Annotated in this window: 16 protein-coding genes and 2 pseudogenes; 9 read left to right on the top strand and 9 right to left on the bottom strand. The window is 71.7% G+C overall.

What is annotated here, in order from left to right; genetic code table 11:
* Positions 1-2: 2 nt before the first annotated feature.
* The 7 genes from ACFWBY_RS35105 (at position 3) to ACFWBY_RS35075 (ending at position 7,509) form a co-directional block, all read left to right on the top strand.
* A complete protein-coding gene (locus tag ACFWBY_RS35105) occupies positions 3-212 on the top strand; it encodes a hypothetical protein (protein ID WP_385334952.1) in 210 nt (69 codons plus the stop codon).
* A gap of 96 nt (positions 213-308) precedes the next feature.
* Positions 309-533 carry a hypothetical protein gene (locus ACFWBY_RS35100; protein WP_385334954.1) on the top strand — a complete coding sequence of 75 codons (225 nt, stop codon included), beginning with the start codon at positions 309-311 and terminating at the stop codon, positions 531-533.
* Positions 534-657: 124 nt separating this feature from the next.
* Positions 658-1,443, top strand: coding sequence for a class I SAM-dependent DNA methyltransferase (locus ACFWBY_RS35095; protein WP_385334956.1), 786 nt, complete (start codon positions 658-660; stop codon positions 1,441-1,443).
* 10 nt (positions 1,444-1,453) lie between these two features.
* Positions 1,454-3,289, top strand: a complete 1,836-nt coding sequence (locus ACFWBY_RS35090; RefSeq protein ID WP_385334958.1) for an ABC transporter ATP-binding protein — start codon at positions 1,454-1,456, stop codon at positions 3,287-3,289.
* Between the two features lie 164 nt (positions 3,290-3,453).
* Positions 3,454-5,361 (top strand): alpha/beta fold hydrolase, encoded by a 1,908-nt coding sequence (locus tag ACFWBY_RS35085; protein WP_385334960.1) that lies wholly within the window; start codon positions 3,454-3,456, stop codon positions 5,359-5,361.
* A complete protein-coding gene (locus ACFWBY_RS35080; RefSeq protein ID WP_385334962.1) occupies positions 5,345-5,983 on the top strand; it encodes a hypothetical protein in 639 nt (212 codons plus the stop codon). The genes ACFWBY_RS35085 and ACFWBY_RS35080 overlap by 17 nt, the downstream gene beginning before the upstream one ends.
* Positions 5,980-7,509, top strand: coding sequence for a phytoene desaturase family protein (locus ACFWBY_RS35075; protein ID WP_385334964.1), 1,530 nt, complete (start codon positions 5,980-5,982; stop codon positions 7,507-7,509). Before ACFWBY_RS35080 ends, ACFWBY_RS35075 begins: the two co-directional genes overlap by 4 nt.
* Here the strand turns inward: ACFWBY_RS35075 and ACFWBY_RS35070 are convergent.
* The 5 genes and pseudogenes from ACFWBY_RS35070 to ACFWBY_RS35050 form a co-directional block, all read right to left on the bottom strand.
* A pseudogene (locus ACFWBY_RS35070) lies at positions 7,442-8,156 on the bottom strand (tannase/feruloyl esterase family alpha/beta hydrolase); the annotation flags it as partial. The gene ACFWBY_RS35075 and the pseudogene ACFWBY_RS35070 overlap by 68 nt on opposite strands.
* A 238-nt stretch (positions 8,157-8,394) precedes the next feature.
* Positions 8,395-11,409 (bottom strand): ATP-binding protein, encoded by a 3,015-nt coding sequence (locus ACFWBY_RS35065; RefSeq protein WP_385334966.1) that lies wholly within the window; start codon positions 11,407-11,409, stop codon positions 8,395-8,397.
* Positions 11,410-11,634: 225 nt separating this feature from the next.
* Positions 11,635-14,580, bottom strand: a complete 2,946-nt coding sequence (locus tag ACFWBY_RS35060; RefSeq protein ID WP_385334968.1) for an AAA family ATPase — start codon at positions 14,578-14,580, stop codon at positions 11,635-11,637.
* 710 nt (positions 14,581-15,290) lie between these two features.
* Positions 15,291-15,857 carry a transposase gene (locus tag ACFWBY_RS35055; RefSeq protein WP_385335008.1) on the bottom strand — a complete coding sequence of 189 codons (567 nt, stop codon included), beginning with the start codon at positions 15,855-15,857 and terminating at the stop codon, positions 15,291-15,293.
* Positions 15,773-16,054 carry a winged helix-turn-helix domain-containing protein gene (locus tag ACFWBY_RS35050; protein WP_385334970.1) on the bottom strand — a complete coding sequence of 94 codons (282 nt, stop codon included), beginning with the start codon at positions 16,052-16,054 and terminating at the stop codon, positions 15,773-15,775. The genes ACFWBY_RS35055 and ACFWBY_RS35050 overlap by 85 nt, the downstream gene beginning before the upstream one ends.
* On the opposite strand from ACFWBY_RS35050, the gene ACFWBY_RS35045 reads away from it, so the two are divergent.
* Positions 16,018-17,070 carry a TerD family protein gene (locus tag ACFWBY_RS35045; protein ID WP_385334972.1) on the top strand — a complete coding sequence of 351 codons (1,053 nt, stop codon included), beginning with the start codon at positions 16,018-16,020 and terminating at the stop codon, positions 17,068-17,070. The genes ACFWBY_RS35050 and ACFWBY_RS35045 overlap by 37 nt on opposite strands.
* 473 nt (positions 17,071-17,543) lie before the next feature.
* Here ACFWBY_RS35045 and ACFWBY_RS35040 read toward each other — a convergent pair.
* Positions 17,544-18,002, bottom strand: a pseudogene (locus ACFWBY_RS35040) (peptide-N4-asparagine amidase); the annotation flags it as partial.
* 56 nt (positions 18,003-18,058) lie between these two features.
* Between ACFWBY_RS35040 and ACFWBY_RS35035 the strand changes: the two are divergent.
* A complete protein-coding gene (locus ACFWBY_RS35035) occupies positions 18,059-18,217 on the top strand; it encodes a hypothetical protein (protein WP_385335011.1) in 159 nt (52 codons plus the stop codon).
* A 308-nt stretch (positions 18,218-18,525) separates the two neighbouring features.
* On the opposite strand, the gene ACFWBY_RS35030 is transcribed toward ACFWBY_RS35035, so the two are convergent.
* The 3 genes from ACFWBY_RS35030 to ACFWBY_RS35020 all read right to left on the bottom strand — a co-directional run bounded on the left by ACFWBY_RS35030 (position 18,526) and on the right by ACFWBY_RS35020 (position 20,917).
* Positions 18,526-18,768 (bottom strand): protealysin inhibitor emfourin, encoded by a 243-nt coding sequence (locus ACFWBY_RS35030; RefSeq protein ID WP_385334974.1) that lies wholly within the window; start codon positions 18,766-18,768, stop codon positions 18,526-18,528.
* Positions 18,769-19,021: 253 nt separating this feature from the next.
* Positions 19,022-19,759, bottom strand: a complete 738-nt coding sequence (locus ACFWBY_RS35025) for a phosphatase PAP2 family protein (RefSeq protein ID WP_385334976.1) — start codon at positions 19,757-19,759, stop codon at positions 19,022-19,024.
* Between the two features lie 204 nt (positions 19,760-19,963).
* The gene (locus ACFWBY_RS35020) at positions 19,964-20,917 is read right to left on the bottom strand and encodes a YihY/virulence factor BrkB family protein (protein ID WP_385334978.1); all 954 of its coding nucleotides are present in this window, start codon (positions 20,915-20,917) and stop codon (positions 19,964-19,966) included.
* Positions 20,918-20,947 lie beyond the last annotated feature (30 nt).

Raw genomic sequence — 20,947 nt, 5'->3', positions numbered from 1 at the left:
CCATGACCCATGTCTCTGTTCGCGTCAACGACGAATCACCGACGCTGTTCGGCGAGTTGACGGCAGTGGACGAGGGCCGCCATTTGTCGGAGCTGGCTCCCGCCATGGCCACCCCCGCCGCCGTCGCTGCCGGGGTGGCCCTCAGCGCCGTCGTCTTCACCGCCGGTGTCGCCGTCGGGGCCCGGGCCGTGGGCGGGACCCAACCCTCATAGGCCCCGGGAACCGCTGAAGGTGCTACCGAGTGTCGAGCTGCCCCCTGCGGCCCGGCCCGTTTCTTGAACCACCACGACACGAAGTCTGGAGCTGTCATGTCTGTACTGACCGAGCATGTGAATTCCAGTGGGGAACTGGCCGAGTTCCCGCTGAGGGCCGACCGGGCCCGGCAGATGGGTGACCTGGCACCGGTCCTCGCGACCCCCGCCACCGTGGTTGCCGTCGCCGCCGGAGTGGCGGTCGGGGCCCAGCTCGTCGGCGTGTTCACCGCCGGTGTCGCCGTCGGGGCCCGGGCTGTGGGCGGGACCCAGCCCTCGTAGCTCCCCGCGAACCGCTGAAGTGCGACGGGAAGGCGCACCACTGCTGGTGTGTCTTCCCGTGTTCGTCAACAGAAGGAGTTCGCCCTGCTGCGCGATCTCCACAATCGTCTATCGAGCGGGCGGTATGAGCGACATTCAGGACCTCGGTTACGGGCGGCAGTTCGCTGATTTCTACGACCGGATTTTTCCGCCGGGCGACGACACGGCGAAATGGCTCGCCGGCCTCCACCCCGGAGACGGTACGCCGGCGCTGGAACTCGGCGTCGGCACAGGACGAATCGCCCTGCCGCTGGCGGACCACGCCGGTGAGGTGGTCGGTGTCGACTCCTCCCCGGAGATGCTGGAGGTGCTGCGCAGCGTCCTGGCGCGCGAGCCCAGGCCGGTCACCGCGGTGCACGGCGACATCCGGACCTACAGGAGCGAGCGGAAGCACGGACTGGTGTTCTGCGTCTGCGGAACACTGTCGATGCTCCTCGACCCCGCGGAGCAGCAGCAGGTGCTGGAGACGTGCTCGGAGGCCCTGGCCCCCGGCGGTGCCGTGGTCATCGAGACGCACAACCCGGCCTTCGTGGACGGGATGCACGAAGGGCGCCTCCGCGAGAACTTCTTCATCCCCTGCGGGGAGGACGCCGGCCTCCAGTCGTACTCCCTGATCATCCCCGCGCAGCGGATCTGGCACCTGTCGCACATCTGGCACGAGGACGGCCGCACCCGGCTCGCGTCCGAGACCAGCAGACTGACGACACCGGAAGAGATCGACGCGTACGCCCGACGCGCGGGACTGCGCCTGGAGGCGCGCTACGGGGACTGGCAGGGGTCACCCTTCACCGGCGCCGAGCCCATGACCGTCTGTGTGTACCGGCGCGCGGGCGGCCAGGCCGGTTCCGCGACCTCAGAACAAGAGCGGTGAGGACGCCACCATGGCAAGTACTTCGCTGAGCACCGAGGTTTCGAACACGGAGACGATCACGGACGAGCCGGAGACGGGCGCGGAAGCCTCCGCCGGCGTCGCCGATCAGGGCGACGAGCTGTCCTTGCGGGAGACGCTCATGGCCTTCCGGGGATACGTGCGCCCGCACTGGCGGGAGATCGCGCTCGCGAGTCTCCTGCTGGTGGGGGCGGGGGTACTCGGCCTGCTCCAGCCGCTGGAGGTGAGGGACGTACTCACCGCGTACGCGCGGGGCAGTCAGGTGGCGCCCGGGTTGCTGAAGCTGACCGCCTTGGTACTGGTGGCCTCGGTGGCTCTGGCCCTCGGCAACTTCCTGCTGTTGCGTGCCGCCGAGCGCGTGGTGCTGGCCGGGCGCCGTGGGCTGGTGCGTCACATACTGCGCCTGCCCATGCGGGCCATGAGCGGCCAGGCGCCGGGTGATCTGCTCGCCCGGGCAGCGGGCGACACCTCGCTGCTGCGGCAGGTCGTCACGCAGACCCTGGTGCAGGCCCTCACCGGTGTAGTGATGATCATCGGCACGCTGGTGATGATGGCGATCGTCGACGCCGTGCTGCTCGCCGTCACCGTGGGTGTGATCGTGCTGCTCGGAGCCGTGGTCGGCGTCATCCTGCCCATCATCCGGCGCGCCGCGCTGCGAGCGCAGGAGTCGGTCGGCCTGATGGGCGCGGCCCTGGAGCGTGCGCTGAGCGCTTTCACGACGGTCAAGGCTTCCGGGGCGGAGGAGGTCGAGGCGGAGCGTGTCGACATGGCGGCGCGGGACGCGTACGACGAGGGTGTCTTGCTCGCACGCTGGGGCTCCGTGGCGGGCACCGCCGCCGGGCTTGCGATGCAGGTGGCCTTCCTCGTCGTGCTCGGCGTGGGCGGGGCGCGGGTCAGCAGCGGCGCCATCTCCGTCGCCACGCTCACCGCTTTCCTGCTGTACGTGCTCTACCTCGCCCAGCCGGTCATGTCGCTGACCAACGTCGGCACCTACTTCCAGGCCGCCCGCGCCGCCGTGCAGCGCTTGGCCGAGGTCACCCAGCTGCCCACCGAGCCCGTGGACGAGGCGCTTTCACCGGCGTACGCCGACGATGGCGCAGCCTCCCTGGTCTTCGAGAACGTGTCGTTCACCTACCCCGGCCGGACGACCCCCGCTCTGGACCGCTTCTCCCTCAGGATCCCCGCCACCGGCCTCACCGCCCTCGTGGGCCCTTCCGGAGCCGGCAAGACCACCGCGCTGAGCCTCATGGAGCGCTTCTACGAACCGGACCGGGGCCGCGTCCTGCTCGACGGGTGCGACCTGCGCGACTGGAACCTGAACGCCCTGCGCGCCGGCATCGGCTATGTGGAGCAGGACGCCCCGGTGATGGCGGGCACGCTGCGCGACAACCTCGCCTACGCCGCCCCCGCCGCGACCGACGAGGAGCTGCGCTCGGCTCTGAAGACCACGAGGCTCCTGCCGCTGTTCGAACGCCTCGGCGGCAACCTCGACGCCAAGATCGACCACCACGGCAGCTCACTGTCCGGCGGCGAACGCCAGCGCATCGCCATCGCCAGGGCTCTGCTGCGCCGCCCGCGCCTGCTTCTCCTCGATGAGGCAACCTCACAGCTCGACGCCGTCAACGAGGCGGCACTGCGCGAGGTGATCGCTGAGCTGTCCGCCCGGACGACGGTGGTCGTCGTCGCCCATCGTCTGTCGACCGTGCGCTCGGCCGCCCGCATCGCCGTGATCCAGGACGGCTGTCTGCGGTCCGTCGGCACCCATGCCGCGCTGATGCGCGACGACTCCCTGTACGCCGAACTCGTCTCGCACCAACTGCTCGGCTGAGGTCCACAGCCTCAGACCGGGAGCCGTGTGCGCACCCGGCCCCACCGTCCCGACGCCATCACCGTCCCGACGCACACCGTCGCGCTGCCGGTGAGGCGGGAGCCGGGGAGCGCGCACGGCTTCCGTGAGACACGAAGAAGACCGAGAAAGAAAGGACTCCCCTCATGACGCGATGGCCGAAGCTGATGCGTGCCGTCCTGTCGCCGCCGTCCGTGAGCCGGGCCACGGCCCTGTCGCTCAGCGAGCGGCTGAGCGCGGCGACGCACCTCGTGGCGAGCCTGGAGTATCTGACGACGGAGCGGGACCGCAGACGCGGCGGGCTGAACAACTGGGAGGTCAACCGGGAGGCCTCCTTCTCGACGTGGTCGCCGGTGCTCCGCAAGGTGCTCGACCTGGCCGCCCGTCCGCACGTCACCCGCGCTCTGCATGTCGTCAGGGTGGGCGCGGCGGCGACGCTGCTGGCCCCGTCGCCCCGCCCGGCACGCGTGGCGGCGAACGCCGTGCTGTCGGGTACCTCCCTCGTCCTGTACCCGCTCAACCACTACGGGACCGACGGTTCCGACCAGGTGTCCTTCCTGGTCCAGTCCGTCGCTACGGTCGCCCGGGCGGGCGAGCGGAACCCGCAGCTCGTGGACGCCTGTCTGTGGTTCGTCGCCCTGCAGTCGACGCTTTCCTATGCCGTGTCCGGCTGGGTCAAGATGACCAGTGCCAACTGGCGCAGCGGCCGGGCACTGCCCGGGGTGATGCGGACCCTGACCTACGGAGACCGCACCGCCTGGGAACTGGTGCGCCGTCACCCGCGTGCCGCGCACGCCCTGTGTGCCGGTGTGCTTGCCCTGGAGTGTGCCTTCCCGGCCGTGTTCCTCGCGAAGGGGCGGGCGGCGCCGCTGATGCTGGGCTCGGCGGCTGTCTTTCACCTCGCCAACGCCCGGGTGATGGGGCTCGGCCGGTTCCTGTGGTCGTTCGTCTCCATGCACCCGGCCGTGCTGTACGCCGCCGGGCCGCGTGAGCGCACCGCGGCGGACGGCCGGGTGGAGCGGCGCGACGACGCCCTCCCGGTGCTCGCGCTCGGGCTGCTGGCCGCCGCGCTGGGCGCCCTCCAAGTGGAGAAGGTCCGCCAGAGCCGCAGGGTGCTGCGGGGCCGGGGTGATGAGCAGGAGTTCACCGCCGGTTCGGGCAACACGCTCTCGTACCGGCGCACCGGTCCGGACAGCGCCGCGGCGGACGACGGCACACGACCGGTGGTCATCCTTGAGAACGGCCTCGTCGCGACCTCCGAGCACTGGGAGTGGATCGTGCGGGGGCTCTCGGAGCAGTTCACCGTCGTGACCTACCACCGGGCGGGCTACGGCCGCAGCACCTATAGCGGGCCCAAGGACAAGGCGTACAGCCTCGACACCGCCGTGGACGACCTCGTCGACCTGATGAGGCACACGGCAGGTGACCGCCCGGTCGTCCTGGCCGGCCACTCACTGGGCGGCTACCTGGCACTGAAGGCGGCCGGCCGGCTCCCGGACCAGCTCCTGGGGGCCGCTCTGCTCGACTCGAGCCATCCCGCCGCGCTGCAGCGCTCGTCCCGCCAGGCACAGGGCAAGGAGATGTTCAGCGGCTCACTCGCGTCCGTCGCCACCTCGCTGAGGCTGGGCATGGGTGGACTGCTCAGCAACCCCCGCTGGGTCGACCGACTGCCGGAGGAGGTACGGATCCTGCTGACGGCGCACTACCGCGACTCGCGGATGTGGGTGGCAGGGCGCCGCGAATGGCGGTCCGTGCAGGAGGAGTTCGATTCCTTCGAGGGGACAGTGCCGGACTGCGGTGTCCCCCTGCTGGTCATGACGGCCGGACACACAGCCGCCCAGGACCCGGTCCAGGCGGAGCTCCACGCCGAGCTGGCCGAAGCGGCTCCGCACGCCGCGCATCACATCATCGACGGCGCCGACCACGACTCTGTGCTCACGGACCGGGACACCGCCCAGTACGTCGTCAAGCTGGTGTCGGACTTCGTCGCGAACCTCGGCGAGGACGCTGCGAGGACCGAGAAGAAGGGGGATTCCCATGTCCGTACGAGTTGACAGCGGTGCGGTACGGGCGGAGCCGCGCGGGGCTCTCACCCTGCTGGTACTCGGCGGGCTCGCGGTGTGGCTCGGTGCGACCACCGCGGGCCAGCATCCGCACAGCGGATTCGACCGCGTACGCAGCCATGACAGGAGCGGACTGTTCATACCGAACTGGAAGTTCTTCGCCCCCGAGCCCGCCCAGCACGACTTCCACGTCCTGCACCGCGTCCTGACGGCGGACGACACGCAGACGCCCTGGGAAGAGACCACGCAGATCGCGCCGCGAGCCTGGTCCCAGCTCCTGTGGTTCCCGCGACGGCGCCGGGAGAAGGCGCTCTTCGACGTGTGCTCCGAGCTGATCACGCTGATGTCCAAACCGGACCTGGATCTGACGTTGTTCCCCGCGTACCGGGTGCTGCGGGACCTCGTAGGGCTGACCGTGCGGGACACCCACGCCGGCCACGAGCCCCCGCAGGGCTTCCAGTTCCTGATCGCCAGGCACACCGGGCATGACCAGACCCACGAACCGGACTACGTGTTCCTCTCGCCGTTCGAGCGTACCGGTGCCGGCTCCGACGGCGGGGACCCAGGGGGGGCTGCTTCCGTGGACGGCCGCACCGTGGCGGCGGGAGCGTGAGCTCTCGGTATGAGGGGCGGACCTGGGAGGGGTCCGACGGGGAGGTGGACGCCGTCGTCGTCGGCGCCGGTCCCAACGGCCTGGCCGCCGCCATCGTCCTCGCTGGAGCCGGGCTGGAGGTCATGGTGTACGAGGCCGCGCCCACCATCGGCGGCGGCGCCCGCACCGCTGAGCTGACTCTGCCCGGCTTCCGCCACGATGTGTGCTCCGCCGCGCATCCCATGGGCCTGGCCTCGCCGTTCTTCCGCGCCTTCGACCTCGCGGCGCACGGGGTCCGGATGCTGAGTCCCGCGGTGTCGTACGCCCACCCGCTCGACGGGGGCAGGGCGGGGCTCGCCTGGCGGGACCTGGAGCGCACGGTCGACGGGCTCGGACGGGACGGACCGGCCTGGCGTTCGCTCCTCGGACCGCTGGTGGACCGCTGGCAGGGGCTGACCGGCGCCGCCATGTCGGACCTGCGCAGCCCCCCGCCGGACCTCGTCACGGCGGCCCGTCTCGCCCTGCGCATCGCGGAGCAGGGCTCACCCCTGTGGGGGGCACGCTTCGGCGGATCCCTCGCACCCGCGCTGCTCACCGGAGTGAGTGCGCACGCCATAGCCCCACCGCGCGCCCCCGTGCCGGCGGGGGTAGGGCTGGTCCTGGCGGCCCTGGGACACGCGGTGGGCTGGCCGATCCCCTTGGGCGGCAGCCAGACCATCGTGGACGCGATGGCCGCCGAACTGCGCCGCCGCGGTGGGCGGATCGTCACCGGGCGGCACATAGAGTCCCTCTCCGAGCTGCCGCGGGCACGCGCGGTCCTGCTGGACCTGACCCCGGCCGGGCTGCTGCGCATCGCCGGGGACGCGCTCCCCGGCCGGTACGCCCGCCGCCTGCAGGCATACCGGTACGGCGCGGCCGTGTGCAAGGTCGACTTCGCGCTGTCCGGACCGGTGCCGTGGAAGGCGTCCGGATGCGAGCTCGCGGGCACGCTGCACCTGGTGGGCACCCGCGAGGAGGCGGTCGCCGTCGAACGCGAGGTCGCCGCGGGCCGACACCCCGAGCGTCCCTACGTGCTCGCCGTCCAGCCCGGCGTCGTCGACCCGACGCGTGCACCGGCCGGCCGCCACACCCTCTATACCTACGCGCACGTTCCGCACGGATCACGCCTGGACATGGGGGAAGCGGTGACCGCGCAGCTGGAACGTTTCGCGCCGGGATTCCGGGACCTCGTGCTCGCCCGCCAGGTCCTCCCCGCCGCCGGACTGGCGGAGCACAACCCCAACTACGTCGGCGGTGACATCACAGGAGGTGCGCTGTCCCTGTGGCAGACGGCGATGCGCCCGGTTCCGGGCCGGGATCCGTACGCCACCCCGCTCCCCGGGGTGTACCTGTGCTCGGCGTCGACCCCACCGGGCCCAGCCGTCCACGGCATGTGCGGGCTGTACGCCGCGAGGCAGGTACTGCGCCGGCGCTTCGGCATCACCGCCGATCCGCTGGAGCTGGTACGGGCGCCCTCCGCAGGAGCCGTACGAGGCCGCAGCGGGTGAGCAGGGCTGCGGGATCGGCTTCTTCGGACCTGGTCACGGTGTGGTTCGCGGGCGGGCGGTGGCCGGTGAGCCGGCCCTCCGGGGCGGTGAAGGCCGAGCGGCGGCACGGCAGGAGAGGGCGGAGGTGGTCGGGGAAGCTGTCGACGAGGGCGTCAGTGTGGGTGCCGTCCTCGATGCGGTAGTAGCGGTACAAGCTGCCGCGCCCCGCTGCCTGGACCGTGCGGGCGTAGACGTCGGAGGCTTGCCGATACGGCCGGTCAGCGCGATGCGCTGCACGTCCCGGCGGACTTCGGCGGGGCGGGCGGCGTAGTCGTAGTCGGTGTCGCAGGCAGGCGTACCCGGTGCGCAGAAGGGCGTGCCGGCTTCTGCCGGGCCGTCGAAGCCGGGATCGAGCTCCTCGCGGTAGATGCGCTGGGTGAGGTCCCAGTAGACCTGGTGGTGGAACGGCCACAGGAACTCCGTGCCGGCGGGGAAGCCCGCACGGTGCATCGCGTCACGCGCGTGGTCGGCGGCGGGCCCGCCCCCGCGTAGACCGGGGAGTGGCGCAGGGCGGGCGGCAGGAAGGTGAACAGGTTCGGGCCCGCCGCGCTCCACAGCGTCCCTTCCCCGTCGACTCCTCCGTCGTACAACTCGGGGTGGTTCTCCAGCAGCAGGGCCGGCGATGCGCCCAGGGCCAGTGCGGCGAGCGAGTCCGCCTGCGTGGCGGTGTTGTCCTGGGCAGGGCCATGAACGACCTCCGTGCGTCGATGGGTGGATGGCCGCACGCCAGACGTCGGGGAAGGGGGTCGGGTATGGGTGTGCCCGCCATGAATGGGCGCCCCGGAGAGCGGACCGCCACCATGACGGCCTCAGAAATGACCTCGACTCCAGCGGGGGGCGACTCGTTCAGCTCGTGCCGGACGGAAACGTTGCCGAGCCCCGTGTTCTGGTGGAAGCCTTTGGCGTAGGTGTGGCCGAAGTGACCGCCGCTGGTCGTGGCCCGCTCTGACTGGACGCGGGCGTAGCTGCTGTCGGTCCGTCCTGAGCGGCGCCCGCGGTGCCGAAGACCTGGGACAGTGCCCACCTGTTGCCGACCTCGAGTTTGCGGAAGGCACGGGTCAGGTGGGCCTCGACCGTCTTGACCGACACGAACATCAGCTCCGCGATGTCCCGGTTCGACAGGCCCCGGCCAGCCATCTCGGCGACCGCGCGCTCCCGCCGCGAGAGCACGGAGGTCGCAGCGGCCCGCGCGCGCGGGCCCAGCGCACCGATCCGTCGCTGGGCGTTGACCGCCTGCGTGTACAGGTGACGGGCGCCGTACTGCGCCGCGGTCTGCTTGGCACGCCCGGCGTTCTCCACCGCTTCGTCCAGGCTTCCCGCCAGGGACAGCACATGGGTGAGCGACAGCCTGACCCGGACCTCTTCCAGGACCTGTCCGGTGGAGTGGAAGTCCGCCGACGCGGAGACGAGGAGCTCCACGGCGGCATCCACGCCGCCCGTACCCAGGGCGCACGCCCGGGCGACCGCCGCGTGTCCCAGCTGCCCTCGCAGCCCCACGGCCCCGGCTGCTTCCTCGGCTCGTTGCGCCCAGGCGTGCGCGGCCGCCGATCGGCCGCGCGCGGCCTCGGCCTGTGCGGCGGTGCTGTACCAACCCGCCTTCACGGAGTGCGTCGGCCCGCAGTGCAGGGGCCGGTCCACGACGTCCTGCATCAGCGTGACGCAGTCGTCCAGCCGCCCCTGCTCGAAACGTATGGTGGCGAGCACTCCGGCGGTCAGCGCCCACAGACGGCCGCGGGCCCGGACGGTCCGCAGGGCGCGCTCGGCGAGCGGTGCGGCGGACGCCGGATCGTCCCGCAGCATGATCGCTTTCGCGCGCAACCCCACCGCGTAGCCGACCAGGTCGGGCTTCCCCAGCAGGTGCGCCATCTCCTCGGCTGCCTCCGCCGATTCGACCGCCTCCGTGAGTTGGCCCACCTCACGGACCGCCCACGTGTGACCGAGCAGGAGGTACGGCAGGACATGGCTCTGCCCGGTACGCCGGGCGATCCGGACACCGCGGCCGATGTGGCGGACGCTGTCGTCGTAGCGCCCGGCGAGCAGTTCGGCCCAGCCGAGCTGGCTCAGCGGGTCGAGGAGAGCGGTCAGTTCCTCGTCCTCCATCGCGTCCACAGCCGTCGCGGCCCGGGTGGCATGCGCCAACAGAGCCACGGTCTCGCCGCCGTAGGCCGCGCCCAGGGCCCGGCACGCGGCTGCGGCGGTGCGAGTCCCGCGGTCACCGGTGCGCGCAGCGTGGTGTGACGCCGTGTCCAGGTGCGCGGCAGACTCGTCGTACGCGCGCTGGATCATCCGTACGGTGGCCAGCTCCAGCCGCAGGGGGTTGGCGACGGCACTGGTCTCGGGCCACGCCGACAGCTCCGCCTCCAGCACGGCGCGGGCCTCGCCGACACTGCCCAGGATGCGTTCCATCTGCGCCTGCAGGACGACCACTTCCACCCGTCGCCCGCGCCGGCCGGACGGCAGCAGCTCCATCGCCTCACCGAGTGCCTCCCGGAAGCCGGCGAGATCGCCGGTGAGCCCCAGGGCCCGCGCCAGCGCCAGCAGTACGTCGAACCTCGGCTCACCCGATGTGGCGGTGGGTTTCAGCAGCTGAAGCGCGGCCCGCAGCCAGGACGCGGCGGTCGCGGGGACGGAGTACATGACGTGCTCGGACGCCTCGCACAGCAGCCGGACCGCGTCCAGGTCGCCAGGCTCGGCCGACCGCACGACGTGGGGCGCCCGCTCCACCGGGCCGGCCCCTGCGACGCGCAGCGCCCGGTCTGCTCTGCCCTGTGCCGCCAGCCACCAGCCCGGCGGCGAGTCACCGGATATCACCTCCCGCAGGAGCGGGTGCCGGAACTCCAGCATCCGGCCTGATCCGCCGGGGCGGACGAGGTCCATCCGGGCAAGGGTGTCCAGTGCCGCCAGAGCCGTCACCGGCGGCAGGTCCGCGACCGTCGCGAGCAGCGCCGGCTGGAACGGGTCGCCGAGTACGGCGGCCGCCCTGAGCACGGTGAGCTGTGGTGGCGTGAGCAGGGCCACTTCCCTCACCAGCGCGGCCCGCAGCGAGCGCGGCAGGTCGGCGAAGCGCGCCGCGTCCCCTTCCTGGGGCCGCACCGTCAACCGGGCGAGTACTTCCAGGTAGAGGGGGTTGCCGCCGCTGGCGGCGTACAGCGCGGCTCGCCGTTGCTGTGGCATTGACGTGCCGAGCAGTTCGTCTGCCGCCCTCCGGTCGAGCGGTGTGAGCCGCAGTCGTTCGGCGCGGTAGCCGTCAGCGGTCTGCGACAGGCACGTCAGCAGCCTCGGCCGTGCCTGGCGCGGCCGGTAGGCACAGGCCAGGATCACGGGGACCTGAGGAGGATACCGCAGCAGATGGCGCAGCAGCTCCAGCGAGCCCTCGTCGGCCCAGTGAAGATCGTCGAGGCACAGGAGAACACCCCCGGCCCGGCTTGTGCCCTCCAGCAGCCGGGCCACCGCGCCGAACAGCCGGAACCGTTCGACGACAGGCGGCACCGAGCCGCAGGAGGGGTCGCGTTTCGAGGGATGGGCGAACGCCAACTCCAGCAATTCCCGCGTCCGGTCGTCCACAGCCGCCTCGGCGAGCCGCTCCGGGGCTTCGAGACGGGAACGCAACGCCTCGGCCACGACCCCGAAGGGGTAGTCCCGCTCGTATTCCGAGGCCCGGCCGGACAGCACGGCCAGCCCGCTCTCCCGTGCTCGCGCGGCAAGTTCCGCCAGGAGCCTGGTCTTGCCCAGTCCGGGGTCGCCGGTGACTTCGACGACCGTCGACCGGCCCTCGACACAGGCCTGGACCGCGCTCCGCAGACGTTGCGACTCCCGCTCCCGGTCTGCCGGCGGGGCCACCGGACGCGGCATGGAAGCCATGTAGCCCCTTCTGCTGCTCACCTGGGCGCGCCTGCTCTGACGGACACCTCTCGGACCCTGCCCACCAGACAGGCGGCCGTGCACCTGGACAATCGCAACGGAACGCGCATGAGGAGTGCTCTTTCCGAGTAGAGGGCACCGCATCGCCACGGATGCGGACATCCAGAAGTCTCCCGACCCCGGTTGCCGGGTACATCGGTAGTACTACGCAACATGCATACGCAATCAGGCGGTTGGCTGAACCGGCGTGTTGTCCGACCGCCTGCCGCGGGCCGTCAGGGATGCCAGCGCGGCGCGGGACGACACTGCCGTCTTGCGGTAGATCCGGGCGAGGTGGCTCTCGACCGTGCGCCGGCTGAGGTAGAGCTCGCTGGCGATCGCCTGGCTGGTGAGGCCTTTGGCGACCAGCTCGGCGATCTCCCGCTCGCGCGGGGTCAACGTGGCCAGCACGTCGACCGGTGCCGCCAGTGCGGTCGGGCCCTCGAACACCGCCGGGCGTACCAGTTCTGCCAGGCCGGCCAACAATCGTGCTCCGCCCGCCGAGGCCAGGTGGGAGCCCCGGTGCCACATGGCGGCCGCGCGCGGGCCGTCTCCGGAGGCCTTCATGAAGGGAGCACCGAGCAACAGGGATTGCGCCTCCCGGAGCGCCGCCCCGGACCGGGCGCTGTGCGCCGCGGCTTCGGCGAACAGCCGGGCCGCCATGGCCTTGTCATCTCGGTGTGCCGCGATCTGGGCGTGGCTGCGCGACGCTGCTCCGCGCTGGGCCGGAAGGCCGAGCCGTTCGGCTTCCTCGTGGGCGCGCTCAGCCCAGTGTTCGGCTTCTTCCACGTCGCCGGTGGCGAGGGCGGCGGCGGTGAGCAGTTCCAGGAAGTAGCACCGTACCGAGGGCTGGAGCCGACGCAGGTCCCTTCCGCAAACGCCCGCGTGCAGCAGGACTTTCCGTACCCGCTGCGGATCACCGGCGAGATACGCGGCCTGGGCGAGCATGGACCAGGCCAGTGATGCCCACCAGCTGTCGCTCGTTCCGGCCGCGGCCACGGCTTCCTCGGCGACGGCCAATGCGTCCCGATCGCCCGGAGGGCGCGCCTGCAGCAGGATCTGGGATCTGAACGCCAAGGTGAAGGCGAGCAGTTCGCTGCTGCCCAGGGCCCGTGTGATGGGCTCGGCCTCGTCGGCCAGTTCCAACGCGGTCGTGACCCGGCAGGTGTTGAGGTGGACGTGGGCCTTGCACAGCAACAACTGTGGCAACAGGTAGAGCTGACCGGTGCGCCGGGCGATCTCCAGTCCCCGGTCGGCGTGCCGTTCCGCGTTGGTGTAGTTCTCCAGAAACACTTCCGTCCAGGCCAGCCTGGACAGGGATTCGCACAGGCCCGCGAGGTCGTTGTCGGTCATCGCGTCCGCCAGTCGGGCCGCGGGTTCGGCGAACGTGCGGGCCGCGGCCATGCCGCCCTCGTACGCCTCGCCCATGGCGGCCAGCGCCAGGGCTCGCATCTCGCGGGTGTCGTCGCCGAGGGAACGTGCCGTCGCCAGAGCCTGGCTGATCTCCGCGCGCACCTCGGGAAAGCGGGCGGCGGCCAAAGCGCAGTAGACCAGTTGCAGGCGCAGTTCGACCGTCTGGGCCACCGGGCGTCCCGGCGCCCGGGCGAGTTCGCGGCGCAGCAGCGCGTCGCTCTCCGGGTAGCGTCCGAGTCGGCACTCCATCAGGGCGCAGAGCGCCACGGCGGACGTGCGGACGGCGTCGGTGTCCGGACCTGGGAGGTCCAGCACCTGATGCAGCAGGTTCCGGCTTTCTCCGAGTTCACCGGTCTCGCCGAGCGCCTGGGCGCGCAGCAGCATCAGTTCGCGGCGCCTGGACCTCTGTTTCGGGGTGTCCGGCAGGAGTCGCAGCACGACCTGCAGCCAGTAGGCGGAGATCGCCGGAGCGGTCGCGGCGGTCTGCTGGGCGGCGGTGATCAGCACGGCGGCCGCCTGCGGGTCCCAGCGGGTCAGCGACTGTTCGAGGTGGTGTGCCCGCTCGACGGCGGACGCACCGGCCCGTTCCAGCTCCGCCGCCGTCCGGCGGTGGAACTCCTGGCGCCGCCACGGGTCGATGCTCTCGTGGACCAGCGCCCGGATCAGCGGGTGACGCAGCACCAGCCCGCCTCCCCCCTGCCCCGGCCGCACCAGGTCGCGCCGCATCACCTCGCGCAGGGCCGCGACGATGTCGCCGACCTCGAAACCGGTGAGCGCGCTGATCAGCTCGGGAGTGGTGTGGTCGCCAAGGACGGCTGCCGCCTCGACGGTCCGGCGCTCCAGTGGGCTCAGCGGCGAGAGTTCGTCGAGCAGCAGCGCTTTGAGATCGGCAGGCAGGCCATCCGGTCCGCCGAACGCGACAGATGCCTGCGATGCGCAGTGCGTCCGAGGCATCCGGGCTCCGCGATGCGCCTGGAGGAGAGCGAGGAAGTACAGCGGGTTGCCCTCGCTCGCCGAGTAGAGCTCGGCTGCCTGCTGCCCGGGCAGGTCAGAGGCCAGTCCATCGACGCAGTCGCGTTCGCCGAGCGGCCCCAGAGCGAGCCGCAGCACCGTCCCGGTGTCCATGCCACGGGCCAGCGCGGTGGCGAGCGAGGGTGACGCCTGACGGTTACGGCGTGAAATGACGAAGAGTAACGGCGCCGGGGCCGGGTGCCGAACCAGATGGTCCACAAGCTCCAGCGACGCCGGGTCCGCCCAGTGCAAGTCGTCCAGCACCACCACCAGCCCCGCGCCGCCGAGACGGCCCAGCACGGCCGCCGTCGCCTGGTACAGGCCGAACCGGTCACCGGCATCCGGCCCGCCCGGCCCTTCCATCACGCCTCGCAGGGCCGGGGAGAGCTCGGCCAGTACCGGAAAAGCCCGCAGGGCTCGCTCATCCAGGTCGGCGAAGGCATCGGCGAACGGCCGGAAGGGGCTGTGCCGCTCGTACTCCGTAGCCCGGCCACGCAGCACGGTCACCCCACGGCGGCGGGCCCGCGCGCAGAACTCCGCCAGCAGCCGGCTCTTGCCGATACCGGCCTCACCCGTGACATCGACCACCGCCGGACCGCCCTCCCCCAGCCGCTCCAGCACCGAGTAGAGCCGACCGAGCTCTGCGGTCCTCCCGACGAACGGCGACCTGTCCACGCACTGCTCCGGGCCGTCATACACCTCAGTCACGAGCAATCCCCTTCTGAACGAACTCCCGCCACGGAACCGGTCCCTCTGCTGCCCTGGCCCGCCCGGGACCGAGCGCTCCCTGGCGGCCGAGCTCGTCATGTGTCCAGCACGTCGGCGTACAGCGCGAACAGGCGCAGGTTCGGGGTGCGACCGGCACCCGTCCTCGGCTTCGTGGGACCACAGGGTTACTGTTCCCGCCACGACTTCGGGCGTGGCTGGATCAGGCCTGATCATCTTAATCCAGTCGCGGTCCGCCGCCGCTCTGCGGACGTCTCGCCGGACCTTCTCCGCCATGCCCTCGCGTGGCAGCGGTCCGCCGAGGTCAGCCGTCATGTGGGGATCGCACCGCATCCTGACGTATGCGTCGACGTCCTGTGCGGTCATCCTGTACGGCTGGGGGTCGTCGCACTCCCGGGCATGCGCCATCGATTCCGCCCGCGGCTTGGCGTACGAAAGACACTAGCTCTCCCACTTGCAGCGGCGGCAGGTCGCCACGTACTCCGTGCGTCCCGGACGGCGTGGGTCTGGCGGGCGCTGGGTGTGGCAGCCTTTGCCGGTGCGGGGGCAGCGGGTTCCGTCGGCGTGTACCGCCCGGATGACACCGTCGAAGTAGGTGTAGGTCTCCTCTGTCCCGTCGGCGGAACAGAGTTCTGGTGGGCATGGTCATTGACCTGGTTGTCGCGGTTGAACTGCCTACCGACTTCGGCTTGTCAGTGTGATGCGGGTGTATCGAGGGTCAGGCCGGTGCCGGCTATGAAGCCGTCGATGGTGTGGGGTCGGTACTGGAGGCGTTTGAGGCGGTTGCGGACGAGGGTTTCGAGTCGGTCGAGTGCTATGACGGTGAGGTTGGCCAGGCTGCGTTTGACGTGGGCCCATACCCGCTCGACGGGGTTCACGTCGGGTGAGTAGGCGGGCAGCAGGAACACCGTCAGACACTCACGCTCGGCCACGAGGTCCCGCATCCTGCGCGAAGCATGGGTGTTGAGCCGGTCCCAGACCAGCACGATCGGTGCCCTGACGAGTTGGTGGACGCCGTCGATCAGAGCGATGAAGTCCCGCTCGCCCATGCTGCGACGCTTGCCTTTGCCCGCGGGATGAGTTCGCAGACGGTGGCAGAGCCGGGTCCGGAAGCCTGGTCGCATCGCGATCAGGCCGGCCACCGAGAGCCGTCCCGAGCGCCGTCCACTGACGGTCACGACCGGGGTGCGTCCTCGCCGGCCCCAGGTCCGTCCCCGCGGCGGCCGTCGGGTGAAGTCGGCTTCATCCTCGAAGCAGATGTAGCCCCCGCAGGCCGCCCGGGGTTTTTTACCTCCGCCCAGGTCGCCTCCTTCCACACGGTCACAGCCTGCTCGCCGCGTTCGGCGACCCGCCGCGCGGGCACCTGCGGGGAGAAACCGAGCCGACGCATCAACCGGGAGGCGCCCCACGAGCGCGCTCGTGACCAACGATCAGGTGTCCGCGTCCGTGAAGGCACGACGAGCAGTCGAGGCGGGCGTCCCGCTCCTCGACGAGAAGGCCTTCCTCACCCTGCTGAACGATGTACGGCCGGGCCTCCCCCACGACGCCGAAGGCGCGGCCACCCGGCCGGCCGCCGCCTCCGCCTCCGCCTCCGCACCCAACTCCGTTCCGGCCCAGATCGATCCGGAGTCTTCGGCCCCAGGTCAAGACGGTCCCGCCCCTCAGGGCCGTTGGCTGACCGGACGGCGGGTCCTGCTCCTGGGTGGTACGCACCACGACGCCTCCGAGGCCAGGACGCGTGTCGTGGCTCTGGGCGGAGCCGCTGCCGTCAACCTCTCCGCCAGTGTCACCGACGTCGTCCTGCTCGCCGACGGCGAGCAGGACCGGCGCATGCCTCGGATCACTTCACTGCGCCTGCCCGTCCACCAAGCCCCCTGGCTGACCGCCCCTACAGGCGCGGCACCAGCCACATCCGAGACCCACGTGGCTTCGATGCCCCGAGTGCTACCGCGGGGCGGTGTCGTCGACCTCCCCAGCACCAACGGCACCCCGCCGGCCCAGTGGAACGTGTCGGCCACCTGGGCGCAGCAGACGAGCTGCGAAATCGACCTCGTCGCATTCATCACCGACGGCGACGAACAAGTAGCGCGCGACGAGGACTTCCTCTTCTGGGGCGCTCCGGAGAGTCCCGACGGCGCGGTCAAGCTCCTCAGCGACGGGCCCACTGAGCAGACCATCGCCATCGATCTCGCCGCCATGCCGCCGGTGGCCCGGAAGGTGGTCGTAGCCGCCGCCATGGACGGCGCCGCGACCTTCGGCGATATCGGGCCGGTCCAGATCACCTTGGCACCGGGAGCCGACGCCACGCGCCTGGCACAGGCGACCCTGGACGCCGCCACCACGGAAGGGACGATGATCCTCGCCGAGCTCTACCGACGAGGCCCGGTCTGGCGCTTCCGAGCCGTCGGCCAGGGCTACGACCACGACCTCGCCGTCATGGCACGCGGATACGGCGTCGACATCGCTGACTGACCCGAGGGGCAGAGACGGGTCGACCGGAACTGCGACGGACTGGCCACCGGACTGGCGGCCAGTCCGCTCTCCGTCCCTGCACTGGTCCCCGACGATGGCGGCATAGCGGTCTGAGAGCTCAACTCCACGGGAGGTCGTGCTCCGGTGGGCGGTCCCGCAGGAGGTGAGACTCGGCGCAGGCAGCACTTCAAACCCGGGGAAGGGTGAGAGGTGCCTGGTGGGGTCACTCATCGCAAAGAAGGTCCGACCGCGGCCCGTGATGGCGGGCACGCCCTGTTTCGGGGGTGGTCGGACTTCTTGCGTCCGGGCAACCGGGGACAGCGCGGCTGCGGGCGCGGGAACACCCACAGACGCAGATCCCGAGAAACTGACGCCTCGTCGGGTATCGGGCAGGCTGGGGCACATGAGCCCCACCTCACTGCCGGGAAACCCCGGGCCACCTGCGGAAACGTCGGGAGTTCCAAGTCCCGGGCGGTCACGTTCTCCTCGTCGGTCCAGGTGGCGGTCAGTCCGTCACGGTCCTCCTCTTCGGTCCAGCGGTGGACGGAGGTGTTGTGCACGGCGCGGGTGACGGTGGTGGTGACCCGACCGTGCGAGGTGTCGAGGTATCCCGCGACACTCAGCCGGTGGCCGCCCTCGGTGTCCAGTCGGTGTTCGGCGCCGGGTGCGGCGGGCGTCCAGTGCGAGGAGTCGGCCGGATCGCTCTGCTCGTGGCGGGTGAGGGAGCCGGTGACGACCTCTCGGGCCGCGTCCTGCCAGAGCAGCAGATTGGCGCGGGTGCTCCAGCCGGTCTGCCCTGCCGGTACGCCGGCGACGGCGACCTCGATGCTGTGGGGCCGCCCGTCGTTGAGGAGGGCGGCGTACGGGGTGAGGTCGTAGCGGATCGGCTGGACGTCGAAGGCGCGGGGGCCGGGGGTGACGTACCAGAGGAACCCCACGGGTGCCCCCGGTCTGGGGGTCCGACCTGCGGGTTCGCGAGTGAGGGCGTTTGGGGGGTGACGCGAGCTACACGGCGAACGTCCCGCGCGACCAGCGGCACGCGGTCGCCACGACCTCCGCCCGCTACCGCGGGGTGCCGGGCGGGTGCTACGACCGCACGGTGGCGACCGTGCAGGGGACGCTCACGCAGGACCGCCGCCGCTGCTGAGAGCGGCAGCGGCAGATGGGGTCCCGTCCGCGTGACCTTCCCGTACCCGGCCGCCAAGGGCGTGCCGCGAGTCCCGGCCGCGTGATGGCGGGGGGATGCCACCACGCGGCTCGGGGCCGCTGGGGGACCCCGCGCCGCTCACCGTCGCGGATCCCCACGTCACTCGTATGGCCGTTCTCCGGCGACTCAAACGGTCCCGGAGCACATTTTCCACGGAGGGCCCGTGGACGCCCGTGCGCCGTCGGGCAGGGCCCCCGCGACCACCCGGCGTGGCCGGTGGTGGCCTCGTCGCGCGGCGGTCCGGGGGGTCAGCCTCCTTCGCCGAGGACCGCGCGGACCAGTTCCCGCTGGGCACCGGTCAGGTTCGTCTCGTCGAGTTCGAGTACGTGGTCGTCGACCGTGATCCGGTAGTGGTAGCCGTCCGCGACCGGCGGCAGGACGCGCCGCGCGAGGTCCTCCCACTGTTCGGCGTCCCGCCGCGCGGAGGTGTCGATCTTCTGCACCTTGTCCACGCCGGCGAAGCCCCCCGAGCGACTGACGGTGATCAGCATGACGTTTCTCCTTCGGAAGTCGGAAGTCGTACGTCGGGTCTTTGCCCGCGAGGAGGGCGCACCGGCCCTTCGGCCGCGACCGCGCCCCGCGAGGCCCTGGACGCGCCTGCCCCTGATGCGGCGGTCCTCCCCCGCCGGGACGCGATGCCGCCGCCATCGGCTCGATTTCACCGGTACCTGGCCGACGGGCAACGGGAAACGGCCGGGTTCGAGGCCGGGGGGCCGTGCTCGGGGCGGGACCCGCCTGCGGGGCTCATGCCCCTCCCCCGGAGCCGGTCCGGCCGCGCGCCCGGGGATCCGCCGCTTCCCCGGCGCCGGCCGGAGGCGCTTCGGGCTCGGGTTCGGTGAGTTCCGGTTCGAGGCCCTCGCTCACCGTCGTGCGGCGCCGTCCGGTGTCGGCCCGCCAGGCCTCGAAGGCCAGCGTCGTCGCGGTGACCACCGCGAGGCCCAGCAGCCAGCCGCCCACGACGTCGCTGACCCAGTGGACCCCCAAGGCGACCCGGGTGTAGCCGACACCCACCACCGTGACGAGCGCGAGCGCCCACGGCAGCGGGCGCCACGCCCGCGGCACCACGGGCAGCAGGACCAGCAGCAGGACGGCGCACGAGGTGGTCGCCGTCATCGCGTGGCCTGAGGGGAAGGAGAAGCCGGGCGCGTGGGCCACGGGGTCCGGCAGATGGGGGCGCGCCCGCTCGACCGCGCTCTTGGCCAGGAGCCCGATCAGTCCGCCCGCGACCGCCGTGGCGCAGGCCCAGGCCGCCAGGCGCCAGGCGCGACGGCTCGCGAGCCAGGCCACGAGCACGGCCACCAGGAGGCGCATGGTCACCGGATCCCACACGAAGCTCGAGAGGACGTCGAGGAAGCGCACCCAGTCCGGGTGGGCGAGCGCGGTGCTGTGGAGGCTGTCGGCCGCGGTCCGGTCCAGGTGCCGCAGCGGAGCCCACTGGGACTCCACGAGGACGAGGGCGAGGGCGAAGGGCACGGATGTCACGGCCGTCGCGCCCGCGGCGAGCACGAGTCTCGCGCCGAAGGTGGCGTCGGGTCCGAAGTGCCGCGGCAGCAGGCACCGTAGGCGGCCCCGCGGACCTTCCGGAGGGTGCCGATGGCCTTGCGTGGGCCGTGCCATGGTGCGTTTTCCCTTCGTGTGCGGTGTCGGGCACCGGGCCGCCGGGGCCGAGGAGCCCGGGCCGGGCGGTCAGACGCCGGGGTCGTCCGTGACCGGCTCCCTCACTCCGGCCCTCACGGCCTCCAGTTGCGCGGCGAACGATAGGCCCAGGAAGAGCGCCATCGAGGTGAGGTAGGACCAGAGCAGCAGCGACACGATCGCGCTGAGCGGCCCGTAGACGCTGGTGAACGAGCTGCTCTCGCCGATGTACAGGCTCAGTCCCCAGGTCGCGAGGTTCCACAGCACCAGGTGGACGACGGCCCCGAAGGCCAGCCAGGTGTAGCCGGGTTGGCGCCTGCGCGGGGAGAGCCGGAAGATCGCGCTCGTGGCGAGGACGGCGAACAGCACTCCGACGGGCCAGCGCAGGATTTCCCAGGTCCGTACGGTAGTGGCGGAGAGTTGGTACACCTCGGCCAGCGCGCGGGTCAGGTGGGTGCCCAGCACGGTGAGGGTGAAGCTGAGTCCCAGCGGGAATCCCGCGAGGGCCGCCATCACCAGGCCGCGGGTGTACTTGGCGAGGAAGGGCCGGTCGCGTTCGTTGCCGTAGATGCGGTTGGCGCCCCGTTCGACCTGGCAGAGGCCGGTGATGACGTTGACGAGGGCGAACAGCAGGCCGAGCCACAGGGCGGCCTGGCCGCCGTCGCCGGCGTGGCGTCTGCTCTCGCTCAGGGCGTCGTCCACGACGGCCTGGCCGGGGCCGCTGGTGAGCCCGCGGATGGTGAGCTCGGCCACGCGACCCACGTCCTCGGTGTGCAGGACGCCGGACAGGCCGACGGCGGCGATGGCCAGCGGGACGATGGACAGGACCGTCTGCAGGGCGAGCGCGCGGGCGTGGCTGAAACCGTCGGCGTAGCGGAAGCGCACGAAGGAGTCGCGCGCCAGGCTCCAGCCGCCGTAGCGGCGCAGCGCGGTCCACGCCTCGTCGGCGGAGAGCTCCCCGCCGCGCACGTCGTGCCGTTGCGGTACCCGTCGCGCGGTGCCCATCGTGTTCCTGCCTTCTGGTGGATCCTACGA

Source organism: Streptomyces sp. NPDC060049, from assembly GCF_042736715.1.
Taxonomy (GTDB): domain Bacteria; phylum Actinomycetota; class Actinomycetes; order Streptomycetales; family Streptomycetaceae; genus Streptomyces.
This window is presented reverse-complemented; position numbering and strand designations above follow the sequence as displayed.

Bases quoted from the DNA above. Each gene is read 5' to 3' on its own strand.
- ACFWBY_RS35100 (WP_385334954.1), top strand. From the start codon at position 309: ATGTCTGTACTGACCGAGCATGTGAATTCCAGTGGGGAACTGGCCGAG.
- ACFWBY_RS35090 (WP_385334958.1), top strand. From the start codon at position 1,454: ATGGCAAGTACTTCGCTGAGCACCGAGGTTTCGAACACGGAGACGATC.
- ACFWBY_RS35105 (WP_385334952.1), top strand. From the start codon at position 3: ATGACCCATGTCTCTGTTCGCGTCAACGACGAATCACCGACGCTGTTC.
- ACFWBY_RS35020 (WP_385334978.1), bottom strand. From the start codon at position 20,917: ATGGGCACCGCGCGACGGGTACCGCAACGGCACGACGTGCGCGGCGGG.
- ACFWBY_RS35095 (WP_385334956.1), top strand. From the start codon at position 658: ATGAGCGACATTCAGGACCTCGGTTACGGGCGGCAGTTCGCTGATTTC.
- ACFWBY_RS35080 (WP_385334962.1), top strand. From the start codon at position 5,345: ATGTCCGTACGAGTTGACAGCGGTGCGGTACGGGCGGAGCCGCGCGGG.
- ACFWBY_RS35065 (WP_385334966.1), bottom strand. From the start codon at position 11,409: ATGGCTTCCATGCCGCGTCCGGTGGCCCCGCCGGCAGACCGGGAGCGG.
- ACFWBY_RS35085 (WP_385334960.1), top strand. From the start codon at position 3,454: ATGACGCGATGGCCGAAGCTGATGCGTGCCGTCCTGTCGCCGCCGTCC.
- ACFWBY_RS35030 (WP_385334974.1), bottom strand. From the start codon at position 18,768: ATGCTGATCACCGTCAGTCGCTCGGGGGGCTTCGCCGGCGTGGACAAG.